The sequence below is a fragment of the Streptomyces sp. NPDC054765 genome (genome assembly GCF_053612065.1).
In genome coordinates, this window is sequence record NZ_JBSHBP010000037.1 from 1 (window position 1) to 20,469 (window position 20,469).

Here is a 20,469-nt window from a genome sequence, read left to right on the forward strand (position 1 = left end):
ATCCCGGAGGGGCGCCCCTGACGCGTAGTGGTGACGGCCGGGGTCAGTGACCGGCGCTCGCCGACCCGGAGGGCTTGGCGGAGCCGGAGGGCTTGCCCGAGTGCGAGGGCTTGGCGGAGCCCGACGGGGACGCCGAACCGGACGGCTGCGGCAGCTGCGAGGGGCCGTAGCCCGCGAAGTAGTTGTTCGCCGGGACGACATAGGCACTGATCTTCACCTTGCCGGTGGAGCTGAGCGCGAACGTCAACGGCTGGGCGTTCCCGTCCTGGACGGCCTCGCGGCCGCTGGCCAGGACGGCCGAGGCGTTGCCCTGGCCGCCGATCAGGACGGAGCCGCCGGCGGGGACGGTGATCGCGCCGGAGCCGCCGCCGGCCGGCGAGAGCTTGGCCGACTCACCGGTGCCGTCGACGGAGATCGCGGTCAGCTTCTGGTCCGTGGTGCCGTTGTTGAAGACCGTCGCGGAGACCACGGCCGGGCCCTTGGCGTTCACGTCGGGCTGGGTGATGACGGACGCGTTCTGGACCTTGATGTCGCCGACGGAGGTCGCGGCATTGTCCGGCTTGACCTCCAGCGTCTGGGCGTCGTTCCCGGCCCCGCACGCGGACAGCGTGGCGATCGAGAGCGAAAGGACGGTGGCGGCGAGGACGCCGCGTCGAAGGCTGCGGCTCACGGCGGCGGCATCTCCTTGACGAGCTACGGCGGCCGAACGTTCGTGCCCGGTCGCGGATGGGCGGCTGGGGCGGCACTGCGTACGCGTCATGACGACGGGTGCGTAAAGCCGCCCTAAGGGTGTGTCAGCGCCGCTAGGTTACCGAGCCGTCCCCACGCCGCCGCACCCGACCCGCCCCCAGCGCGCTCAGGCGCCCACGACCCCTGCCCGAGTGGGCGTTTCCCGGCCCCGGCGAGCCGGGGAAAGAGCCGGCGGACGCCGCGCCGCCCTGCGCGGCACTCCGCCGCGACACACCCCCGACGGAGGTTCATCGAGACCACTTGCCAAGCCCACTCACCAAGCCCACTCACCAAGCCCACTCGCCAAAGATCACCCGCCAAGCCCACCCTCCACAAGACCCCCCATCAAGGCCACTCACCGAGAACGTTCCGCAACAACGGGAGGGAATTTTCGGCAAGCGGCTGTTCGGGTGGCGACCGGTGGGTTTCTTCCCGGGGAAAAGCAGTATTCGCAGGGAATGTGAAGGCCTCGGGGAATTGATCACACTGTTCGCGACCCCGGATCGTGATCAATTCCAGAATCGGTCCCGAGGGCCCCGCGAGCAGCCGAACGGAGTAGCGGAACTCGCTCATGCGGATCGGTGCAAACCGGGGCGTTCGGCCTGTCGGTCATCGCGTTCCCGGCACGTGACGGGCATGTTTCCGCTCACCCGTGCAGCCCCTCCGACCTGCGAATACCTGCCTCCAGAGGTCCCTCGCAGCACGTTCCGGTCGCTGTTGTCAAGCCCCGAGATATGCCCTGACCTGCGAAAACGCCATTCAGAACGGCCCGTTCCCGTGTTAGCATGGATAGCCACGGAAGGGGTACCTGTCACATGACGTTCAAGGTTGGCGACACCGTGGTCTATCCCCATCACGGGGCCGCGCTGATCGAGGCCATCGAAACTCGCCAGATCAAAGGCGTGGACAAGACCTACTTGGTGCTGAAGGTCGCCCAGGGCGACTTGACTGTTCGTGTGCCAGCGGACAATGCGGAGTTCGTCGGCGTACGCGACGTGGTTGGTCAGGACGGGCTGGACCGGGTCTTCGAGGTGCTTCGTGCGCCGTATGCCGAAGAGCCGACGAACTGGTCCCGTCGCTACAAGGCAAATCTCGAGAAGCTCGCTTCCGGTGATGTGATCAAGGTTGCCGAAGTGGTTCGCGACCTGTGGCGGCGTGAGCGTGAGCGCGGGCTGTCCGCCGGTGAGAAGAGGATGCTCGCGAAGGCACGCCAGATTCTGGTGAGCGAGCTCGCCCTCGCGGAGAACACCAACGAGGACAAGGCCGAGGCCCTGCTCGACGAGGTACTCGCGTCCTGACGACGTCTGCGCCGGCGAGATCCAGCGCAGCGACGACGTAGCAATGCCGCGGTGCCCGAGTGACGACCGACTCCCCAGTGGAGCGGTCTGTTGCCGGGCGCTGCGGCATATCTGCTGCTGCGACATGACTCGTTGCGATATTTGCTTGCGATATTTGCGATGTGCGACACGACTTATGCGACACGGCTTACGGGGTGACCCGCCGGAATCGGCGAGGCCCCCCGGTCCCCCGTGGCGTGCCGGGCCCGGTCAGCTGCCTCGACCGATGTCACGGAAGGGTCCGGTCAAGGCGTCGCGCCCGGCACTCCCCCAGCCGTCGGCCGGGGTGCCTTCCAGGCCATACCCACCTCGCCCGAGGAAACAAACCTGTCTGCGTCAATTCCGGGCTCGCCCCGGACTCCGGAGCCATCGATGTCAGATCCTTCCCGCCCGGTCCGCACCGCAGCGGTGATCCCCGCCGCCGGCCGCGGTGTCCGGCTCGGTCCCGGCACGCCCAAGGCCCTGCGCACGCTGGGCGGCACCCCCATGCTGGTGCACGCCGTCCGCGCGATGGCCGCCTCGCGTGCCGTCTCCCTGATCGTGGTGGTCGCCCCGCCCGACGGCGCCACCGAGGTCGGCCGCCTCCTCCATGAGCACCCGCTCGCCGAGCGCACCGACCTCGTGGTCGTCCCCGGCGGCCAGACCCGCCAGGAGTCCGTACAGCTCGGTCTGGCGGCGCTCCCGGAGACCATCGACGTCGTGCTGGTGCATGACGCCGCGCGCCCGCTGGTGCCGGTCGACACGGTCGACGCGGTGGTCGCCGCCGTACGCGCCGGTGCGCCCGCCGTCGTCCCCGCGCTGCCGCTCGCCGACACCGTCAAGCAGGTCGACCCGCAGCCGCAGGGCACCCCGGAGCCGGTGGTCGGCACCCCGGAACGCGCCCTGCTGCGCGCCGTACAGACCCCGCAGGGCTTCGACCTGGCGACGCTGCGCAAGGCGCACGAGACCGTCGTCGAGGGCGAGGGCGCCACGGACGACGCCGGGCTGGTCGAACGGCTCGGGTCGCCGGTTGTGGTCGTCCCGGGCCACGAGGAAGCATTCAAGGTGACCCGGCCGCTGGACCTGGTCCTGGCCGAGGCCGTACTCGCCCGCAGGAGGGCCACCGATGGCTATGTCTGAGCAGAGCGGCGGCACGCAGGCCGCCGGGACGGCCCCCGCCGGGCCGCTCACCGCCCTGCCCCTCGTCGGCATCGGCACGGATGTGCACGCCTTCGAGCAGGGCCGGGAGCTGTGGTGCGCCGGGCTGCTCTGGGATGCCACAGAGAGCGACGGCTACGGCCTGGCCGGCCACAGCGACGGCGATGTGGCCGCACACGCCGCCTGTGACGCGCTGTTCTCGGCGGCCGGCGTCGGCGACCTGGGCGCGCACTTCGGCACCAGCCGGCCCGAGTGGTCCGGTGCCTCCGGTGTGACGCTGCTGGCCGAGGCCGCGCGGATCGTCCGGGCCGAGGGCTTCACCATCGGCAATGTCGCGGTGCAGGTCATCGGGGTCCGTCCGAAGGTCGGCAAGCGGCGGGATGAGGCCCAGAAGGCGCTGTCGGCGGCGGTCGGCGCGCCGGTCTCGGTCTCCGGGACGACCTCGGACGGGCTGGGACTGACGGGCCGCGCCGAGGGCCTGGCCGCGGTGGCCACGGCGATCGTCTTCCGTACGGCCTGACGTGATCGTCTTCCGTACGGCCTGACGTGATCGTCTTCCGTACGGCCTGAGGTGAGCGTCTTCCGTATGGCCTGACGTGAGGGGCGCCGCAGCGCCCGGAATTCCCCCGGATGGCGCGGGAATTCCGGGTGCCGCGCGGCCGTTGGGGCAGGATCGACGTACGTGCGTCCCCCGGAACTGCCCGCAGGAAGGACCCTCCCGTGAGCCCCACCCCGTCCGACGACCTCAAGAAGCTCCTCGACACCCCGGTCTTCGTGACCGTGGCCACGATCCAGCCCGACGGCAGCCCGCAGGTCTCCCCGGTGTGGGTGAAGCGGGACGGCGACGACCTGCTGTTCTCGACGACCGTCGGCCGCCGCAAGGAGGCCAACCTCCGGCGTGACCCCCGGGTCACGGTCCTCGTCCAGCCCTTCGACGCCCCGTATACGTACGCCGAGGTCCGCGGCACCGCCTCGCTCACCACCGAGGGCGGGCAGCAGCTCATCGACGAGTTGTCGCGGAAATACACCGGCAAGCCGTACGCCGAGTTCAACCCGGAGGCGGGCAAGGACGCCGAGCGGGTGGTCGTCCGGATCACCCCGCGCAAGGTGGTCGGGAGCATCTGACCCGGCCTCGGGGCCCGCCCCGAGGAGCCCCGGGCCCGCTCCGCCCGCTCCGGAAAGAGAGCCCCGGGGCGCTCCGGAAAGTGCCGGCGCCCGCTCCGGAAGTGGCGACACTTCCGGCGAATCGGGCGGTTGTGACGGATCTGTGTCCCCGTGGCCCAATGGGTCGCGGGGCACTGCCTCGTTCCGACTACCCTGGTTCCGTGACGATTCGCCTGTACGACACCAGCGCCCGGCAGATTCGCGATTTCACCCCGCTCACGCCGGGCTGTGTCTCGATCTACCTCTGTGGTGCGACCGTGCAGGCCGCCCCGCACATCGGGCACATCAGGTCGGGGCTGAACTTCGACATCATGCGCCGCTGGTTCGAGTACCGCGGCTACGACGTGACGTTCGTGCGCAATGTCACGGACATCGACGACAAGATCATCAAGAAGTCGGCCGAGCAGGGCCGCCCCTGGTGGTCGATCGGCTACGAGAACGAAGTCGCCTTCAATACGGCCTACGACACCCTCGGCTGCCTGCGCCCCACCTACGAGCCGCGTGCCACCGGACACATCCCCGAGATGATCGAGATGATGCGCGGCCTGATCGAGCGCGGTCATGCCTACGCCGCGGACGGCAACGTCTACTTCGACGTCAGGTCCTTCCCGGAGTATCTTCAGCTGTCCAACCAGGAGTTGGACAACCTTCTCCAGCCGTCCGGCGAGGGGGAGACCGGCAAGCGGGACCCGCGCGACTTCGCCATGTGGAAGGCGGCGAAGGAGGGCGAGCCCAGCTGGGAGACCCCGTGGGGCCGCGGCCGCCCCGGCTGGCACCTGGAGTGCTCGGCGATGGCGCACAAGTACCTGGGTGCGGCCTTCGACATCCACGGCGGCGGCATCGACCTGATCTTCCCCCACCACGAGAACGAGATCGCCCAGGCCAAGGCCTTCGGCGACGGCTTCGCCGCGTACTGGACCCACAACGCCTGGGTGACCATGAGCGGCGAGAAGATGTCCAAGTCGCTGGGCAACTCCCTGCTGGTCTCGGAGATGGTCAAGCGCTCGCGCCCGATCGTGCTGCGTTACTACCTGGGCACCCCGCACTACCGCTCCATGATCGAGTACAGCGAGGACGCGCTGCGCGAGGCCGAGTCCGCGTTCGCGCGGATCGAGGGGTTCGTCCAGCGGGTCGTGGAGAAGGCCGGGGCCGTCGAGCCGGCGGCCGAGGTTCCGCCGGCCTTCGCCGAGGCGATGGACGACGACCTGGGCGTCCCGCAGGCGCTGGCGATCGTGCACACGACCGTCCGGCAGGGCAATTCCGCACTGACCGCCGACGACAAGGAAGCGGCGGTGGCCCGCCTGGCCGAGCTGCGGGCGATGCTCGGGGTGCTCGGTCTGGACCCGCTCGACGAGCGCTGGTCCGGCGGCGGCACCGACCGCGGGGAAGACCTCCACGGCGTCGTGGACTCCCTGGTCCGCCTCGTCCTCGATCAGCGCCAGGCGGCCCGCTCCCGCAAGGACTACGCCACCGCCGACGCCATCCGCGACCAGCTCCAGCAGTCCGGACTCGCCATCGAGGACACCCCCTCGGGCCCGCGCTGGTCGCTGTCCTGACCCCGGTCCCACGCCCCGCCGGCCACCCGGATTCGCCCCGCACGGTGGCCGCGGGCGACACTCAATCCATACGTACGTACCCACTCCACGTCGCGAGACGTCGAGAGCAGTGAAGAAACAGGTGACCCATGGCCGGCAACAGCCAGCGCAGGAACCGCCGCACGTCCAACAAGAAGGGCGCGCAGGTCGGCAGCGGCGGCAAGCGGCGCCGGGGCCTGGAAGGCAAGGGGCCGACCCCGCCCGCCTCCGACCGGAAGGGGCATGTCAAGAACCGCGTGGCCAACGCCAAGGCGAAGCAGGCCGCGGCGCGCCGCCCGGCTCCGCGGCGCGGCGGCGCCAAGGGCACCGCAGAGCTGGTCGTCGGCCGTAACCCGGTCTTCGAGGCGCTGCGCGACGGCGTGCCCGCGACGACCCTTTACGTCCAGCAGTTCATCGACACCGACGAGCGGGTGCGCGCCGCACTGCAGCTCGCCTCGGAGCGCGGCGACATCAACCTGATGGAAGCGCCGCGTCCCGAGCTGGACCGGATGACCAACGGTCTCAACCACCAGGGCCTGGTCCTGCAGGTCCCGCCGTACGACTACGCGCACCCCGAGGACCTGGCCGCGGCCGCCTTCGACGAGGGTGCCGACCCGCTGATCGTCGCGCTCGACGGCGTCACCGACCCGCGCAACCTCGGCGCCGTGGTCCGCTCCGTGTGTGCCTTCGGCGGCCATGGCGTGGTCGTGCCGGAGCGCCGGGCGGCCGGGATGACGGCCGGTGCGTGGAAGACCTCGGCGGGCACCGCGGCCCGTACGCCGGTCGCCCGCGCCACCAACCTGACCCGGACCCTGGAGTCGTACCAGAAGGCCGGTCTGACGGTCGTCGGTCTGGCCGCGGACGGCGAGATGGAGCTGCAGGACGTCGCGGCGCTCGACGGCCCGGTCGTCATCGTGGTCGGCAGCGAGGGCAAGGGCCTGTCGCGGCTGGTCGGCGAGACCTGTGACGTACGGGTGCGGATCCCGATGCCGGGCGGCGCCGAGTCGCTGAACGCCGGTGTCGCGGCCGGTGTCGTCCTGTGGGAGGCGGCGCGGCGCCGCGCCTGAGTCCGGGTGCCCCGGGGCGGCCGGTACGCATCTGTGCCGCACCCCGGGGCACGACCTGACCCTCTGTACGCCTTTCCCGTATCCCGTGATCTTTTGACGGGTCTCGGACAGATCGACCCGGTCAAGGCAGTGTCTTAAACGCGAGTCACTCGGTTAGATGAGCGTGGACACCAGAACACCCCGCACGCCTACGGGGGGACGCTCGCCGGGCTTTGATGACGAGCCGGGCCTGAGCTCGGTCAAGGTGCCGTGCGATCCCGCGCAGGTCATCGTCAACCACGCCAGCTTCCGCGTACAGCTCGCCGCGCCCGCGGCGGGCGGCGCCATGGCAGACACCGCGCGCATCCCCGTCATCCGGGGCTCGGCCGCCGGTGCCAGACGCCGGGCGCCCGTGGTGTGGAGCGGCCGCACCGAACCGGGCGGCACGGCCGGCGCCACCACCCAACTCCTGCACGCGGTGCGCAACGCGGGCATCGGCCTCGACGGCGGCCAGGGCGAGGACGTCGGCACGACCCAGGTCCTGCCCCGGGTCCGCCTCGGCGACGGCGCCCCCGCCCAGACCGTGATCGGCCAGCGCGGCCCCGCCGAATCCGGCAGCAACCTGCTGCGCGGCGCGCGCCCCGTGGGCAGCGCGTACGGCGACATCTACCGCGACCACCCCTACCGCAGCCCCTACGGCGACCGCGGCCACACCGACGACGGCTACGACGACGACCGGTTCGAAGCGCGCGACCCCTACGACTCCGGTGCCCGGCGGCGCGGCACCGACAGCGTGCGGCACGCGTACTATCCCGGCCGCCGGATGAACCTCGGCGTCGTCCTGCTGCCGCTGCGCATCTTCCTCGGACTGATCTCCGTCTACGCCGGCATGGGCAAGCTCTGTGACCCCGTCTACTTCGACGGCGGCGAACGGGGCTCGATGGTCAAGTGGCTGCTGTCGCTCGACCCCTGGGCGCTGGCCGTGCCGCTGCGGGACTTCGCGGTCTCGCATCCCGTCGGCGCCGGTCTGACCGTCGCCTTCCTCCAGGTCGTCGTCGGCGTCCTGACCATCTGCGGACTGTGGCAGCGCGTCGCCGCGTCGATCGGCGCGATGCTGTCCGCGGCGCTGCTGATGACCGTCAGCTGGCGCACCCTGCCCGCCTACGACGCCCCCGACATCATCTACCTCGCCGCCTGGAGCCCGCTGATCATCGCGGGCGCCCCCGTCTACTCCGTGGACGGACGGCTGGCCGGCGAGGCCTGGCGGCGTCTCGGCCCCCGCGTCGAGGTGGCCGACCTGCGGCGCCGGGTGCTGCGCCGCGGCGCCGTGATGACCGCGGTGGTGGCCGGGCTGACCCTGCTCATCGGCTCGCTGCTCGGCGGCGCCGTACGGTCCGCGACGGTCGCGCCCGTGCCGCGGCCCGGCGAGCCCGCGATCAACAACCTGCCCGGCTCCCCGCTGCCCCGGCCCGGCAAGCACACCCCCCGGCCCGGCCAGCGGCACAAGGGCAGCGCCGCACCGCGCCCCGGAACGCCCTCCGCAAACGCCTCGCACAAGGCGCGCAAGCCCGGCACACCGTCCGCGTCGACTTCCGGCACCGGACGGTCGGCGGGCAGCACCAGCGGCCTGTCGCAGCAGCCGGGAGCGACCACCAGCGCCCCGCAGCAGACCGTGCCGACCCGGGCCCCGGTACCCAGCCGGGTGCCGACGTCCGCGGGCGGCACCGGCGGCGGCACCACCGGCACGGGCAGCACCGGCACCGGCAGCTCCGGAGGCGACTCCGGCCGCGGCAACACCCTGGGCGGCCTCCTCGGCTGACCGGCCTCCCTGGGCGGCCTCCTCGGCTGACCGGCTTCCCCGCACTTGTCCCCGATCGCCCCGCTCTCTCCGTACGGCTCGGAACCACCGGCCACTACGGGGACGGGGAGCGGTCGGGGACAGGTGTGTGTGGGGGGCAGGGGCGGGCGTTTGAAGGGGGCGGGGCGGAGGTGAGGGGTGGCACGGCCGGCGTCTGAAGGGGGACAGGGAGACAGGGGGACGGGGACGGGGAGACGGGGACGGGGGCCTGAGGGGTGGCGCCACGGGCGTCGGGGGCCGTGACCGGGTGCTGGGCCGTGACGGGGCGCTGGGGGCTTCCTCGGGGCCTCGGTGGCCCGGGGCGTCATCCTTTGCGCGGCACGCCCGCAGGGCGCCGCTCCCGCGCCTCCGGACGCGGCCCGGTGCCGTCCCTGCGGGCGGGTCGACGTCCGGGCGTGCGCGATGCCGTCGGCGGCGTACTCAATGCCGCCCCGGGCGTGCTCGAAACCGACCCGGGCGTGCTCGAAACCGCCCCGGGCGCGCTCGAAACCGACCCGCGCGTACCCGATGCCGTCCCGGGCGTGCGCGATGCCGTCCCGGGCGGCACGCAACATGCCCTGGGACCCCGAGCCGCTCGCTCAACCCCCGTGTGCGCTCAGTTCCTTGGCGGCCTCGGTGAGGTCCTTGGCGGTGTCGATGGCGCGCCAGTAGGCGCCCTGGGGGAGCGGGAAGCCGGCCAGCCGGCGTTCGCGGGCGAGGCGCGGGAACGTGGTGCGCTCATGGTCGCCGCGGTCGGGGAGCAGCTCCGTGAAGGCGGCGGAGAAGACGTAGACGCCGGCGTTGATGAGGTAGGGCGAGGGCGGCGACTCGATGAAGTCCAGGACGTGTCCGAACGCGTCGGTCTCCACGGCGCCCCAGGGGATGTGGGGGCGGGCCAGCGCGAGGGTGGCCGCGGCGTCGCGCTCGTGGTGGAAGGCGGCCATCTCACGGAGCGGGAAGCGGGTCCAGATGTCGCCGTTGGTGGCGTACCAGGGCTCGTCCGGGCGGGGGAGTGAGCCGGCCGCGTGCTTGAGGCCGCCGCCGCGGCCCAGTGGCTCGGTCTCGACAACGGTCGTGACGCGCAACGGCAGTTGGGTCCGGTCCAGCCATTCCTGGAGCACGCCGGCGAGATGCCCGCAGGAGATGACGGCGTCCGTGACGCCCTCCTCGGCCAGCCAGTTCAGCTGATGGCCGATGATCGGGGTCCCGGTGCCGGGAATCTCGACCATCGGCTTGGGGCGGTCATCGGTGTACGGGCGGAGACGTGAGCCCTGGCCGCCGGCCAGGACCACGGCCTGCGTGGGGTGAGGATGCTGGGCATCTGTCATGGTTCGCACCCTATGCGGTGCGAGCGGGGGTCACTGGGCGGCGGCGACGCCGGTGGCGAAGGAGGTGTCGCAGACCGGGCGGGAGAAGGCCTGGGCGCGGTGTGCGGCACCGTACTTGGCGACCGCGGCCCGGCCGAGGTCGCGGGCGATGGAGACGCAGTGCTTGGCCAGCGAGGGCCGCCTGGTGGTCGCCTCCTGGAGGTGGGTCAGGGCGACGCCCGGATCCTTCTCCTGGAGCTCGACGAGGAGGCGCTTGCGCAGGGCTTCCTCGGGGGCGAGGGGGCCGGCCTTGGTGGAGGCCGTCCCGGAGGAGGCGGTCAGCACCTGGGAGTCGGTGGCCGTCGATGCCCACGGGACGCGGGTGACCGCGAGGGTCCCGGACAGCACGAGGACGACGGGGAGGACGAGGGCGAGAGTTCTGCCGATGCGGCGGGCTGCGGAGTTCACGGTCGAGATGGTAGCGAGGAGTGATGATTTGGCGACATTTGGTCACCGTATCGAGGGACGTAATGGGTCGTTGGTGCGGTTCCGGTGTTGACGCACTGGTACGAAAAGTGAGGTTATGTCCCTATGGTGGCGACTCGGCGCGGCATGGTGGCGACTCGGCGCGGCGTCATCCGGTGCGGCCCGGTGCGGCGTGGTGCGGCGGACGGCGCCCGCGGCGCGACCGGACAACGCAGCGGCGGCGGCACCGAGTACTCCCCGGAACCGCCGCCGCTCTCACTCGCCGCTCATCGCGTATCAGTCGGTGAGGCGCTCCCCGGACGACGTCGAGAAGACATGCGTCTCGCCCGGCCGCGGCACGACGTGCAGCCGGGCGCCCTTGTCCGGGACCTGGCGGCCGTTGACCCGTACGACGAGATCCTTGACCTCGCCGCCGACCTCCGCGGTGCCGTACACATAACCGTCGGCGCCGAGTTCCTCGACGACATTGACCGTGACGGCCAGACCGGCCGGTGCGTCCGCGGTCTCCTTGGACAGCGACTTCGCGGCGTCGCCGTTCTGCTCGACGATGTCGAAGTGCTCGGGTCGGACGCCGACCGTCACCGTCCGGTCGCCCTTGTCGGCGGCGGTGGACAGCGCCTCACGGTTGACGGGGATGACGCTGTTGCCGAACTTCACCCCGCCGTCCGTGATCGGCACCTCGACCAGGTTCATCGCCGGTGACCCGATGAACCCCGCCACGAACAGGTTCGCCGGCCGGTCGTACATGTTCCGCGGTGAATCGATCTGCTGCAGCAGACCGTCCTTGAGCACGGCCACCCGGTCGCCCATGGTCATGGCCTCGACCTGGTCGTGCGTGACGTACACCGTCGTGGTGCCGAGCCGTCGCTGCAGCCCCGCGATCTGCGTACGGGTCTGGACGCGGAGCTTGGCGTCGAGGTTGGACAGCGGCTCGTCCATGAGGAACACCTGCGGCTCCCGGACGATCGCCCGGCCCATCGCGACCCGCTGCCGCTGGCCACCGGACAGCGCCTTGGGCTTGCGCCCCAGAAACTCCGTGAGGTCCAGGATCTTCGCCGCGTCCTCGACCTTCTGCCGGATCTCCGCCTTCGGCACACCGGCGATCTTGAGCGCGAAGCCCATGTTGTCGGCGACCGTCATGTGCGGGTAGAGCGCGTAGTTCTGGAACACCATGGCGATGTCCCGGTCCTTGGGCGGAAGGTGGGTGACATCGCGGTCCCCGATGCGGATGGCGCCGTTGTCGACGTCCTCCAGCCCCGCGAGCATCCGCAGTGAGGTGGACTTGCCGCATCCGGAGGGGCCGACCAGGACGAGGAACTCGCCGTCCTCGATGGCGATGTCCAATTTGTCGACGGCGGGCTTGTCGGAACCCGGGTAGATACGGGTTGCCTGGTCATACGTGACCGTAGCCATGGTGAGAGTCCCTTCACCGGCAGGAACGTGCCGGACGATCCGAGTAAAAGGAGTGGTGTAGTCCACTGATGCGGACCCTCCGTGACGCTACCCGCGACGGCTCCCGGTGTCAGTAGCCCTGCACTCACGAATTAGGGGACCGGCATCCGGCGCGCCTGGGTACACTGCTTCACGCACGCCTCCTTAGCTCAGCTGGCCAGAGCACCGCTCTTGTAAAGCGAAGGTCGTCGGTTCGAATCCGACAGGGGGCTCTGAGAAGCCCAGGTCAGAGGCCGCAAGGGCCTTCCGCGGACGCCGCGGAAGGCCCTTTGTGCGCTCGCTGGGAACGTTCTGGGAACGTAACGGCGGGGGATTTGGGCAGACCCGGGCGGCACGACAGCGATGCGGGTGAGAGACCGGCTGGACGGGCTGTGGTGCGACGAGGACTTCGCCGACCGGTACCCGCGCGACGGGCGTCGCGGGTTCTCACCCGCCCAGCCGGCCACCATCTGTGTCCTGCAGTTCCTGCGTGGTCTGTCGGACCGGCGTGCGGCCGAAGCGGTCCGCTGCCGCATCGACTTCACATACGCCCTGGCCGTGGAACTGGACGAGCTGGTCCACCTGGAACGAGCCCAGCGCGAACACCAGTTCACCGTCAGCGGGCCACTGCCGGGCCAACTCGCGCCCGGCAAGGGGTCTTTCACTCCAGCCGATGCTCCGCCGGTTGCCGGAGCGAGGTGTGACCGGGCTCAGCCCCGCGCACGACGGCGGACCGCGCTCGCAGCCTCGGCACGTGGCAGGCTTCCGTGGCCACGTCGACCGGGCCCAGCCCGTGACGCCCGCAAGGTCTGAACGCTACGGCCTTCTGCGCGAGGCGCATCAGCCCTGTCAGGGCAGGCCGGCAAGAGCACAGCATCCCCTGGCCCCAGATTCCGGGCGCGTCCAGCCTTCGGTCGCCGCCGCGGACTGGACCGGCCGGGCCCTCGGTCAGGCCGGCCGCTGCTCGTTGCCGGCCGGCGGGGCCGGTGGTGCGGAGGCCGGTTCGGGGAATCGGCGGGGCGCGTGGCCGGCGACGAGGAGCTGGTGCAGGCGGGCGAGGGCACCGGTGAGGGCGGCCCGCTCGTCGTCGTCCGCTGCGGCGAGGGCCGCGGTCAGGGCCCTGTCCGCGCGTGCGGCACGGCGTTCACCGCTGGCGGCACGGATGTCGGTGGTGAGGTCGACGAGGGTCTTGCGGCCGTCGTCGGGATCGGCCGAGGTGGTGACCCAGCCGCGCTCGGCAAAGGACCGGACGCTGGTCGAGACGCGACTCTGAGCCAGACCGGTGCGCCGGGCGATGTCCTTGATGGGGCTGCGCCCGTTCAGGTAGAGGTCCTGCAGGACGAGGAACTCGCCCGGTGCCAGGCCGAGTTCATTGGCGCCCATGTCTTCGAGGGCGATCTCGGCGAGGCGTCGGCCGAGCTGGTACAGGTCGCTCATCTCCATGCCTCCAAGGTACATCTCTAGTTATGCATCCCGATAGATTCATCTTGAAAGATGAATCTATCGGGATGCATCTTTAGGGATGTAGATAACCGGTCACCCTTCCTGGAGGACACCATGAGCGTCAGCGACTACCTGCTCTACACCGGCCTGTTCGTCGCGATCCTCGCCACCCAGCTCGGCACCCGCCGCCCGGACGCCAGGCGGCTGCTACTGCCGGTCGCGATCGTCGCCGGTGTCGGCTTCAAGTACCTGCGCACCGTGCCCTCCGGAGGCACCGCGCACCTGATCGAGGCTGCCGGGCTCGCGGTGGGGCTGTTGTTCGGGCTGGCCTCGGTCGCACTCATCCGGGTGCGCAAGGACCCGGCCGACTCGCGGCTGGTGACCGTGGCCGGCTGGCCGTACGCGGCGCTGTGGACGCTGGCGATGGTGCTGCGCCTCGGCTTCGCCTACGGCTCCACCCACTGGTTCACCCACGCTCTGGCGACGTTCTCGCTCCAGCACCACGTCGCCGGGGCCGCCTACGGCACCGCGTTCGTCCTCATGGTGCTGGCCATGATCATGGTGCGGACGGCGGGGGTGCTGCTGCGGGCTCGCGCCGTGGGCGCCAGGGTGAACTTCGGCTCCCTGCGCATCGCCCGCCGCCTCGTCCACTGAGACGCGCGCCCCGGCGCCGACAGCCAGGCGTCCACGCGCCACGTCGACCGGGCGCGTACCGAACCGCCGCCGGTTCGACTCAGACCTGAACGACCTGAACGACCTGAACTTCCCTCCTGCGTAGGGGAGTTGACCTCCATGGCAGGAGTCCTCATGCGTGGTGCATTCTCGTCCCGCGTCGCCGCTCTCGCGGCCGCCTTGCTCCTCTCCGTCGGGGCAGCCTCAGCCGCCGCCTGCCCCGGGGGCGGGGTGCCGCTGCCCCCGCACAACCCGTACACGGGCCCGGACGGCACCGCCACCATGCACGCCGACACCGGCTCCTCGGACGCCACCCGCCTGCCCGGCCCCGGCACGGGTCCGCTCACCTCACACCTCACCGCGCTCGCCGCGGCCTGCCCGACCGTGCTCGACGGGCACGACGGCCACCCCGTCGCCCTGTGCACCACACACGCCGGACAGATCCCCACCGTGCACCTCCTGGACCCGCACACCGGTGACTCACTGGCCCAACTCCCCCTCACCAAGGGCTCGCTGCTGGGCGGCGTGTACGCCTACCTCGACAACCGGGACCGTCTGGTGGTCGTGGACGGCAACCGGGACCTGCTGCGCATCGCCCATCGCACGAACCCGGACGGTACCTGGGATCTGTATGTGGACCACTCACTCTCCCTGGCACAGGCGGTACCGGAGGGCGACGCGGTGGTGGGACTGTCGCCGGACTGGCAGGGGCGGGTGTGGTTCGCCACCGCAGGCGGCGTCGTCGGCACAGCCGACGAGACCACCACAGTGGTCAAGACCCTGGCGCTGCCCGCCGGGGAACACATCGCCAACAGCATCTCCACCGCCCCGCAGGGCACCCTGCTCTCCACCACGCATGCGACCTATCTGCTGGCCACCGGGGCCGACGGCACCCCGCACATGCGCTGGCGACGGGCATACGACCGAGGGCCGGGCCGCAAGCCGGGCCAGCTGAGCTGGGGAACGGGATCCACCCCCACCTTCTTCGGCCCGCGCACCGGCACCGACTACGTCACCCTCGTCGACAACGCCGCCCCCACCGTCCACCTCCTCGTCTACCGCACCGACGACGGCCGGCAGGTCTGCAGGGTTCCGGTACTGAAGGCGGGCGGCAGCGGAAGCGAGAACTCCCCCATCGGCGCCGGACGTTCGCTCTACGTGGCCAGCACCTACGGCTACCCCTACCCCGCACTGCCCCCGGACGCCGGCCCCAGCGTGCCGCCCACGGCCGACTTCGCCGGCGGCATGAGCCGCGTCGACGTCCGCCGTGACGGCACAGGCTGCGACCTGAAGTGGGACACCAGGGTGCGCTCCGCCGCCGTACCGCGCCTCTCCCTTGCCGACCACCGCATCCACACCGTGCTGCGCGCGTCGGCCACCCCCGGCTCCAACGCCCCCTCGCCGCAGGACTCCTTCCCATACGCCCAGATCGACCCCGACACCGGCACGGTCACCCGCACCCTCCCGCTCGGCGTGGGCGCGCCGTATGACACCCTCCAGCAGGTCGGCACCATCGCACCGGGCGGCGTCCTCTACGAAGGCACCATGACCGGCATCCTGCGCATCGCCGCACGCTGACCGGCCTCAGCACCCAGGGCAGCCAGCCACCGCGCCGCCACGCCATTGAGGTGAGGCGGCGCCAAGGCACCCGTAGGTCGTTTGTGTGCGCGGGGCGTGAGCGGGCACCACTTCGGCTGCCTCGCCGGTGCCCGGCAACGCCACAGCTGGGCCGACTCCCTCCACGACCGCCTGCATGCGTATGCGACAGCCGCCCCGGCCCTACGCGCCACAGCTCGACGCCTCCGCCAAGAAGTCGTGGCCGGCGAAACGCCGTCCCGCCAGTGCGCCCGCCTCACGATCTGCAGCCGGGCCACCCCCTTCGCGAGCCCGCTGGTTCCCGACTGCTGGTTCCCGACTGCTCATCATTCGGGGTGGAAGGCCTGGTGTCCGCGCTGGCGGTTCTGCCCGTAGGGGCAGCCCTTCTGCTTGCCGGTCGGCGAAGCAGAAGGGCTGCCGCCTGCTGCGTGGTGCGCGACGTCACCGCGCGGTCGTGGCCGGCCGTTCGCCCGTGGGAACCGATGCGTGAGCGGTTGTCCCGTCGAGGAGCCGGGTGAGGGTGACCGGGGTCAGCCCTGCGGCGTGCAGGCCGTTGAGCACTTGTGGCAAAGCGTTGGCGGTCTGTGGGGCGTTGGGGCCCCCGAGGTGCATGAGGATGATGGAGCCGTTGGCCGCCTGACCGAGGGTCTGTTCGACGATCTTGTCGGCGGAATCACAGAACGCGTCGCCTGATACCACGTCGAAATCCACGACCGTGACGGCCGCCGGCGCGATGGCGCGCAGTGCCGTCTCGTCGTAACAGCCGCCGGGAAAACGGAAGTAGCGGGTGTACCGCGGTGTCATATCCCGGAGGTGTTCGATCGGCCGGACGACTTCTTCGAGCATCTCCTCGGGGGGCGCATATCCGAGGGTGAAACACTTCCTCCGGAAAGCACGGTGGGTCTGCGAGTGCGTCGCCAGCTCGAACCGCTCGTCAGCGGCCAGATAGCGGGTTTCGGCCGGGTATTCCTCCATCCAGAGGCCGGTGAGAAACATCGTCGCGGGCACATTTGCCCGCTGAAGTTCCTCAACCACCTGCATGTTGGCGTACGAGGCGACCTCGCCGGACGCGAGGCGTTTGCGCATGTGCGCCGTGAGGTCAGCGTCGAACGTCAGCGCCACCTCGCGCCTGGTGCGAGGACCGTGCCGCACCACCGGGGGAAGGGAGTCGGGAGCTGACCAGCCCGGCGTGCTCTCGTCGTGAGTGATCCGCGTCACCGCTCAGCGCCTCCGGTCGTACACCGGAAGCCGAAGCCGCCGATGGAACTCGGCCTCACGGTCGTCGTGCAAATAGCGCACCATCTTGACCTGCGGGCCCCATCGTTCGTCGACGTTGTAGCCCTCAATGCTGAATCCCGCGCGGAGTTGCAGAATGATGATGGCCCTGTTGTTCGGGTGGTGTTGGGACGTCAGCCGTTCGTACCCCAACGCCTTGATGTATCCGAGGAAATGAGGGTAGAAGCGCTCGGAAATTCCGGTGTGGCGATATTTGGGAACGATTCCCACGGTGCGCACATAGAACGTCTCGTGGTCCTCCACCTCCCCGGTCAGCCAGCCGGCCACGGACCCTTGGCCGTCCCGGAGCAGCAGGTACTCCCGGTGTGTGTCGTCGTGCTGCGCGCGGATCCGGTCGACCGCCTCGCGGCGTTCCGGTGGTACGGCGAAGGACCGCTCGGATTCCGGGAAGACGCTGTCATATATCTGCCCTATCTCCGCCTTGAAGTGGGCGGCATCGGTGCAGACGGTCACTTCGGCGTCGATTTCGGGCAGGGCGAGTGGGAAAAACGCCTCGCGTGTGTGCTTGAGATGGTGCGTGAACGACATGGCGACAGGTTACGACCAAGCATCCGCCGATGGGCAGTCTATGCCTGTGCGGACGACGTCTCGAATATGACGTACCGTCAGGAATTGCGTGATGTGGGGGCACGGGAGCAACACACGTGCTTCAGCGCATTGTTGCCGAAACTTCACGCGCCTGAGTGGAACCGACCTATGCTGGAACACGTGGAAACGGGTGTGAGGCTGCCGACGCGCCCTCGATGACTGCAGTCTCCCGACGCCTGAGGAACCATGCACGCAACTCGCCCCGTATTCGCCGCCACCGTCCACGATTCCTCCCGTCGTTGCGAAGTGAGAGCCGCCCGAGCAATGCGCGATCTGATCCACCTGACCGCCGCCTGACCGTGGTGAGTATGCGTTCGCAGCCGCCGGGAACGAAGGGGAGCAGTCTGTTCTCTTTCCGGAACAGCAGGCTCTTCTTCATCGGACAACTGATATCCCAGATCGGCTCCAGCATGCAGGTGGTGGCGCTGGGTTGGATCGCACTGCGCCTGAGCCACAACGGTTTTGTGCTCGGCCTCGTCACCGCCGCGCCCATCTTCGCCATGCTGGTCGCGGGACCGTTCGGCGGTTTCGTCGCCGACCGCCTGCCCGCGCGTCCCGTACTGATCGGGACCAACGCGGCCCTGGGGGTCCTGTCGGCCGTGCTCGGCCTGCTGGCCTCGCACAACGCGCTCACCGTGTGGCAACTCATCGTCAGCGCTCTGCTCGTGGGCGCGGTGAACGCGGTGGGGGTGCCCACCACGCAGGTGTTCGTGTCCGAGATCGCGGCGGACAACCATCTGCGCCAGGCGATCACCATCAACAACGCGATACTGGACCTCTCGGTGGTCGTGGGGGCCGCGCTGGTGGGGCCCGTGATCGGCTGGCTGGGCACGGCCGGGGTGATCTCGGCGAACGCCGTGTCCTACGTCGCGGTCATTGCGGCACTGCTCTTCATGCGGCCCGGAGAACTGCACGAGCGGCAGAAGGCACCCAAGGAGCGGGCACAGTTGTGGCGCGCCGTGGGCTACCTCACGCCGCGGATCGATCTCCTCCTGCTGTTGGCCATCACGGCGGTGGTGAGCGTTTTCGCGACCAGCCTTCCGCCGTTGCTGCTGCTCCTGTCGGACCGGCTCGGGAAGGGGGCGGACACCTACGGCACGCTGCTGACCGCCATCTCGGTCGGTGCGCTCACCGGAGCCTGCGCCATGTGGCGGGCCAAGCCCGCGCTCGGCACCGTGCTGGTCGGCACCCTGCTGCTCGGTGTCCTGGAATCAGCAGCCGGGGCGATGCCGACCGTCGTCACGCTGATCGCGGTCCTCTTCCCGATCGGAGTGATATCCGTGGTGCTGCGCACCGCCCTGCTCACTCTGGCGCAACTGTGGACCGACCCCGAACTCCGCGGCCGTGTGCTGGCGCTCTACCTGTCGGTCTACCGAGTCGGCTGGCTGCTGGGCACGTTGACGTCGGGTTGGCTGGCACGCCTCTGGGGGCCCCGGGCGGTCCTCGGCCTCAGCGGGGGCGCCGTGGCCGTCACCGTGCTGGTCATCGGCATCGCCCTGGTGATGGCCCGCGTCCTGTCGGTCACGCGCACCGCCACGGGACTCCGACTTGTACTTCCGCGACCAACGGCCACCCTGGTCGGCGCTACCACAGTCCGGCCGACACAGGACAATTCATGAGGAAACCGTGCACATAACCTATCTGCTCGCCGCCGGCTCCAACTCGATCTACGACGGGAAGCACAAGCAAGGCGGGCGGTACCACACCTACGGCCAGCACAGCTTCATCCTCGACCTGCTCAGAGTCATGGGAAGGGAGGGGCACGACGTCCGCCTGGTGGTCGACGATCTGCGCAACTTCCCCCTTGCGCCGATGCTCAGGGACGTGGACTCGATCTCCGTGACCGAGGACGTCGGGCCGTCGGATGAGACCGACCTGATCCTCGTCGACGAGGACGCCGAACAGATGCTCAGGCAGTTTCCCGTCACGATCCCCGCCTTCCGGGTCGTGCACCACCCGGGTCGCCGTTCGTCGGACTACGTCGTCTCGCGCTGCGAACGCTTCATCTGCATGACGGAGAACTCGCGCACCCTTCAGGAGGCGTATCTCCCTGCGGGAAAGGCGGCACTGGTCCGCCAGGGCGTGGATCTGGACCGCTTCCCGGAAGTCCCTCGCGCGAGCACTCCGGAACGGCCCCGGGTACTCGTCTACTGCCGTATGGATTCGGGACGTGAGGCACTGATCGGCCAGGTCATGGAGAACCTCGATCGGGCCGGTCTCCTCGTCTACGCGGCGGGTGACGGACCGGGCTTCTGGGACATCAGCGACCGCTTCGGCAGCGAGATCATTCTGATCAACCATGTGCCCTGCCACTCCATACCGAATCTGCTGGGCGAAATGGACGTGGTCATCTCACTCGGCCGTGGCGCCATGGAGGCAATGGCGACGGGAATACCGACCATCTGCGCGGGCTACGGCTATGCCGGTCTCGTCACCGAGGACAACATCGACGCCCTGATGCACTACAACCTCACCGGCGCGTACTGCGGTCAGGACGCCACGCAGGTCATGGCGGACGTCCGGAACGCCTTGCGGACCGACCGCCGTGATGTGCGCCTTCTGGCCGAGAAGCACCTGTCGGCCGAGGGTTTTGTGAACGGCGTGTGCGATCTGTACGCGCAAGTGCGCTCTTGAGGGACATCCCGGTGGGGCGTGGGGCGGCCCGCCCGCTGGTGATCTGCTGAACGTGATCTTTGCAGCTCAACGGCCCCATGCTTGACATCCTTGCAGGTCAGCGGCCTGCAAAGGGAATATGTGGCAAGGGAAGGCCGTCGGGTCGAATCCGGCAGGGGTCTCTGAGCGGGAACGGCGTGAGCTGTGGTTTTG

General features: G+C 70.1%; 19 protein-coding genes and 1 tRNA gene. 13 read left to right on the forward strand and 7 right to left on the reverse strand.

What is annotated here, in order from left to right:
* Positions 1-43: 43 nt before the first annotated feature.
* Complete coding sequence (locus ACWGJY_RS22620; protein ID WP_453262631.1) at positions 44-670, reverse strand: DUF461 domain-containing protein; 627 nt, start codon at positions 668-670, stop codon at positions 44-46.
* Between the two features lie 874 nt (positions 671-1,544).
* Here ACWGJY_RS22620 and ACWGJY_RS22625 point away from each other — a divergent pair.
* The 7 genes from ACWGJY_RS22625 to ACWGJY_RS22655 all read left to right on the forward strand — a co-directional run bounded on the left by ACWGJY_RS22625 (position 1,545) and on the right by ACWGJY_RS22655 (position 8,806).
* Positions 1,545-2,027 carry a CarD family transcriptional regulator gene (locus tag ACWGJY_RS22625; protein WP_003953493.1) on the forward strand — a complete coding sequence of 161 codons (483 nt, stop codon included), beginning with the start codon at positions 1,545-1,547 and terminating at the stop codon, positions 2,025-2,027.
* A 411-nt stretch (positions 2,028-2,438) separates the two neighbouring features.
* Positions 2,439-3,185, forward strand: coding sequence for a 2-C-methyl-D-erythritol 4-phosphate cytidylyltransferase (gene ispD, locus ACWGJY_RS22630; RefSeq protein WP_453262632.1), 747 nt, complete (start codon positions 2,439-2,441; stop codon positions 3,183-3,185).
* Positions 3,178-3,723 (forward strand): 2-C-methyl-D-erythritol 2,4-cyclodiphosphate synthase, encoded by a 546-nt coding sequence (ispF, locus tag ACWGJY_RS22635; RefSeq protein ID WP_453262703.1) that lies wholly within the window; start codon positions 3,178-3,180, stop codon positions 3,721-3,723. Before ispD ends, ispF begins: the two co-directional genes overlap by 8 nt.
* Before the next feature lie 200 nt (positions 3,724-3,923).
* A complete protein-coding gene (locus tag ACWGJY_RS22640) occupies positions 3,924-4,328 on the forward strand; it encodes a PPOX class F420-dependent oxidoreductase (RefSeq protein ID WP_453262633.1) in 405 nt (134 codons plus the stop codon).
* 200 nt (positions 4,329-4,528) lie between these two features.
* Positions 4,529-5,923 carry a cysteine--tRNA ligase gene (gene cysS / locus ACWGJY_RS22645; RefSeq protein ID WP_453262634.1) on the forward strand — a complete coding sequence of 465 codons (1,395 nt, stop codon included), beginning with the start codon at positions 4,529-4,531 and terminating at the stop codon, positions 5,921-5,923.
* A 128-nt stretch (positions 5,924-6,051) separates the two neighbouring features.
* The gene (gene rlmB / locus ACWGJY_RS22650; RefSeq protein ID WP_453262635.1) at positions 6,052-7,008 is read left to right on the forward strand and encodes a 23S rRNA (guanosine(2251)-2'-O)-methyltransferase RlmB; all 957 of its coding nucleotides are present in this window, start codon (positions 6,052-6,054) and stop codon (positions 7,006-7,008) included.
* A gap of 157 nt (positions 7,009-7,165) precedes the next feature.
* A complete protein-coding gene (locus ACWGJY_RS22655) occupies positions 7,166-8,806 on the forward strand; it encodes a DoxX family membrane protein (protein ID WP_453262636.1) in 1,641 nt (546 codons plus the stop codon).
* Positions 8,807-9,423: 617 nt separating this feature from the next.
* Here ACWGJY_RS22655 and ACWGJY_RS22660 read toward each other — a convergent pair.
* The 3 genes from ACWGJY_RS22660 to ACWGJY_RS22670 all read right to left on the reverse strand — a co-directional run bounded on the left by ACWGJY_RS22660 (position 9,424) and on the right by ACWGJY_RS22670 (position 12,030).
* Positions 9,424-10,152 carry a nucleotidyltransferase family protein gene (locus ACWGJY_RS22660; protein ID WP_453262637.1) on the reverse strand — a complete coding sequence of 243 codons (729 nt, stop codon included), beginning with the start codon at positions 10,150-10,152 and terminating at the stop codon, positions 9,424-9,426.
* Positions 10,153-10,182: 30 nt separating this feature from the next.
* Positions 10,183-10,599 carry a hypothetical protein gene (locus ACWGJY_RS22665; protein WP_453262638.1) on the reverse strand — a complete coding sequence of 139 codons (417 nt, stop codon included), beginning with the start codon at positions 10,597-10,599 and terminating at the stop codon, positions 10,183-10,185.
* 294 nt (positions 10,600-10,893) lie between these two features.
* Entirely contained in the window at positions 10,894-12,030 is a 1,137-nt protein-coding gene (locus tag ACWGJY_RS22670) for an ABC transporter ATP-binding protein (protein ID WP_453262639.1), read from the reverse strand.
* Positions 12,031-12,207: 177 nt separating this feature from the next.
* On the opposite strand from ACWGJY_RS22670, the gene ACWGJY_RS22675 reads away from it, so the two are divergent.
* Both ACWGJY_RS22675 and ACWGJY_RS22680 read left to right on the forward strand, forming a co-directional pair.
* Positions 12,208-12,281, forward strand: a tRNA-Thr gene (locus tag ACWGJY_RS22675).
* Positions 12,282-12,411: 130 nt separating this feature from the next.
* Positions 12,412-12,861, forward strand: a complete 450-nt coding sequence (locus ACWGJY_RS22680; RefSeq protein ID WP_453262640.1) for a transposase — start codon at positions 12,412-12,414, stop codon at positions 12,859-12,861.
* A gap of 135 nt (positions 12,862-12,996) precedes the next feature.
* Here the strand turns inward: ACWGJY_RS22680 and ACWGJY_RS22685 are convergent, their stop codons facing one another.
* Positions 12,997-13,491: a MarR family winged helix-turn-helix transcriptional regulator gene (locus ACWGJY_RS22685; protein ID WP_453262641.1), complete on the reverse strand. Its 495-nt coding sequence runs from the start codon at positions 13,489-13,491 to the stop codon at positions 12,997-12,999.
* A gap of 114 nt (positions 13,492-13,605) precedes the next feature.
* Between ACWGJY_RS22685 and ACWGJY_RS22690 the strand changes: the two genes are divergently transcribed.
* Positions 13,606-14,145: a hypothetical protein gene (locus ACWGJY_RS22690; RefSeq protein WP_453262642.1), complete on the forward strand. Its 540-nt coding sequence runs from the start codon at positions 13,606-13,608 to the stop codon at positions 14,143-14,145.
* Between the two features lie 153 nt (positions 14,146-14,298).
* Positions 14,299-15,741, forward strand: coding sequence for a hypothetical protein (locus tag ACWGJY_RS22695; protein WP_453262643.1), 1,443 nt, complete (start codon positions 14,299-14,301; stop codon positions 15,739-15,741).
* 459 nt (positions 15,742-16,200) lie between these two features.
* On the opposite strand, the gene ACWGJY_RS22700 is transcribed toward ACWGJY_RS22695, so the two are convergent.
* Entirely contained in the window at positions 16,201-16,977 is a 777-nt protein-coding gene (locus ACWGJY_RS22700; protein ID WP_453262644.1) for a polysaccharide deacetylase family protein, read from the reverse strand.
* Between the two features lie 3 nt (positions 16,978-16,980).
* Positions 16,981-17,583 carry an N-acetyltransferase family protein gene (locus ACWGJY_RS22705; RefSeq protein WP_453262645.1) on the reverse strand — a complete coding sequence of 201 codons (603 nt, stop codon included), beginning with the start codon at positions 17,581-17,583 and terminating at the stop codon, positions 16,981-16,983.
* A 368-nt stretch (positions 17,584-17,951) separates the two neighbouring features.
* Between ACWGJY_RS22705 and ACWGJY_RS22710 the strand changes: the two genes are divergently transcribed.
* On the forward strand, positions 17,952-19,262 hold the full coding sequence (locus ACWGJY_RS22710) for an MFS transporter (RefSeq protein WP_453262646.1): 1,311 nt from the start codon (positions 17,952-17,954) through the stop codon (positions 19,260-19,262).
* A 7-nt stretch (positions 19,263-19,269) separates the two neighbouring features.
* On the forward strand, positions 19,270-20,277 hold the full coding sequence (locus ACWGJY_RS22715; protein ID WP_453262647.1) for a hypothetical protein: 1,008 nt from the start codon (positions 19,270-19,272) through the stop codon (positions 20,275-20,277).
* Positions 20,278-20,469 lie beyond the last annotated feature (192 nt).

Coding starts and splice junctions, on each gene's coding strand:
- ACWGJY_RS22625 (WP_003953493.1), top strand. CDS start 1,545: ATGACGTTCAAGGTTGGCGACACCGTGGTCTATCCCCATCACGGGGCC.
- ispD (WP_453262632.1), top strand. CDS start 2,439: ATGTCAGATCCTTCCCGCCCGGTCCGCACCGCAGCGGTGATCCCCGCC.
- ispF (WP_453262703.1), top strand. CDS start 3,178: ATGTCTGAGCAGAGCGGCGGCACGCAGGCCGCCGGGACGGCCCCCGCC.
- rlmB (WP_453262635.1), top strand. CDS start 6,052: ATGGCCGGCAACAGCCAGCGCAGGAACCGCCGCACGTCCAACAAGAAG.
- ACWGJY_RS22655 (WP_453262636.1), top strand. CDS start 7,166: ATGAGCGTGGACACCAGAACACCCCGCACGCCTACGGGGGGACGCTCG.
- ACWGJY_RS22660 (WP_453262637.1), bottom strand. CDS start 10,152: ATGACAGATGCCCAGCATCCTCACCCCACGCAGGCCGTGGTCCTGGCC.
- ACWGJY_RS22670 (WP_453262639.1), bottom strand. CDS start 12,030: ATGGCTACGGTCACGTATGACCAGGCAACCCGTATCTACCCGGGTTCC.
- ACWGJY_RS22680 (WP_453262640.1), top strand. CDS start 12,412: ATGCGGGTGAGAGACCGGCTGGACGGGCTGTGGTGCGACGAGGACTTC.
- ACWGJY_RS22685 (WP_453262641.1), bottom strand. CDS start 13,491: ATGGAGATGAGCGACCTGTACCAGCTCGGCCGACGCCTCGCCGAGATC.
- ACWGJY_RS22690 (WP_453262642.1), top strand. CDS start 13,606: ATGAGCGTCAGCGACTACCTGCTCTACACCGGCCTGTTCGTCGCGATC.
- ACWGJY_RS22695 (WP_453262643.1), top strand. CDS start 14,299: ATGCGTGGTGCATTCTCGTCCCGCGTCGCCGCTCTCGCGGCCGCCTTG.
- ACWGJY_RS22705 (WP_453262645.1), bottom strand. CDS start 17,583: ATGTCGTTCACGCACCATCTCAAGCACACACGCGAGGCGTTTTTCCCA.
- ACWGJY_RS22710 (WP_453262646.1), top strand. CDS start 17,952: ATGCGTTCGCAGCCGCCGGGAACGAAGGGGAGCAGTCTGTTCTCTTTC.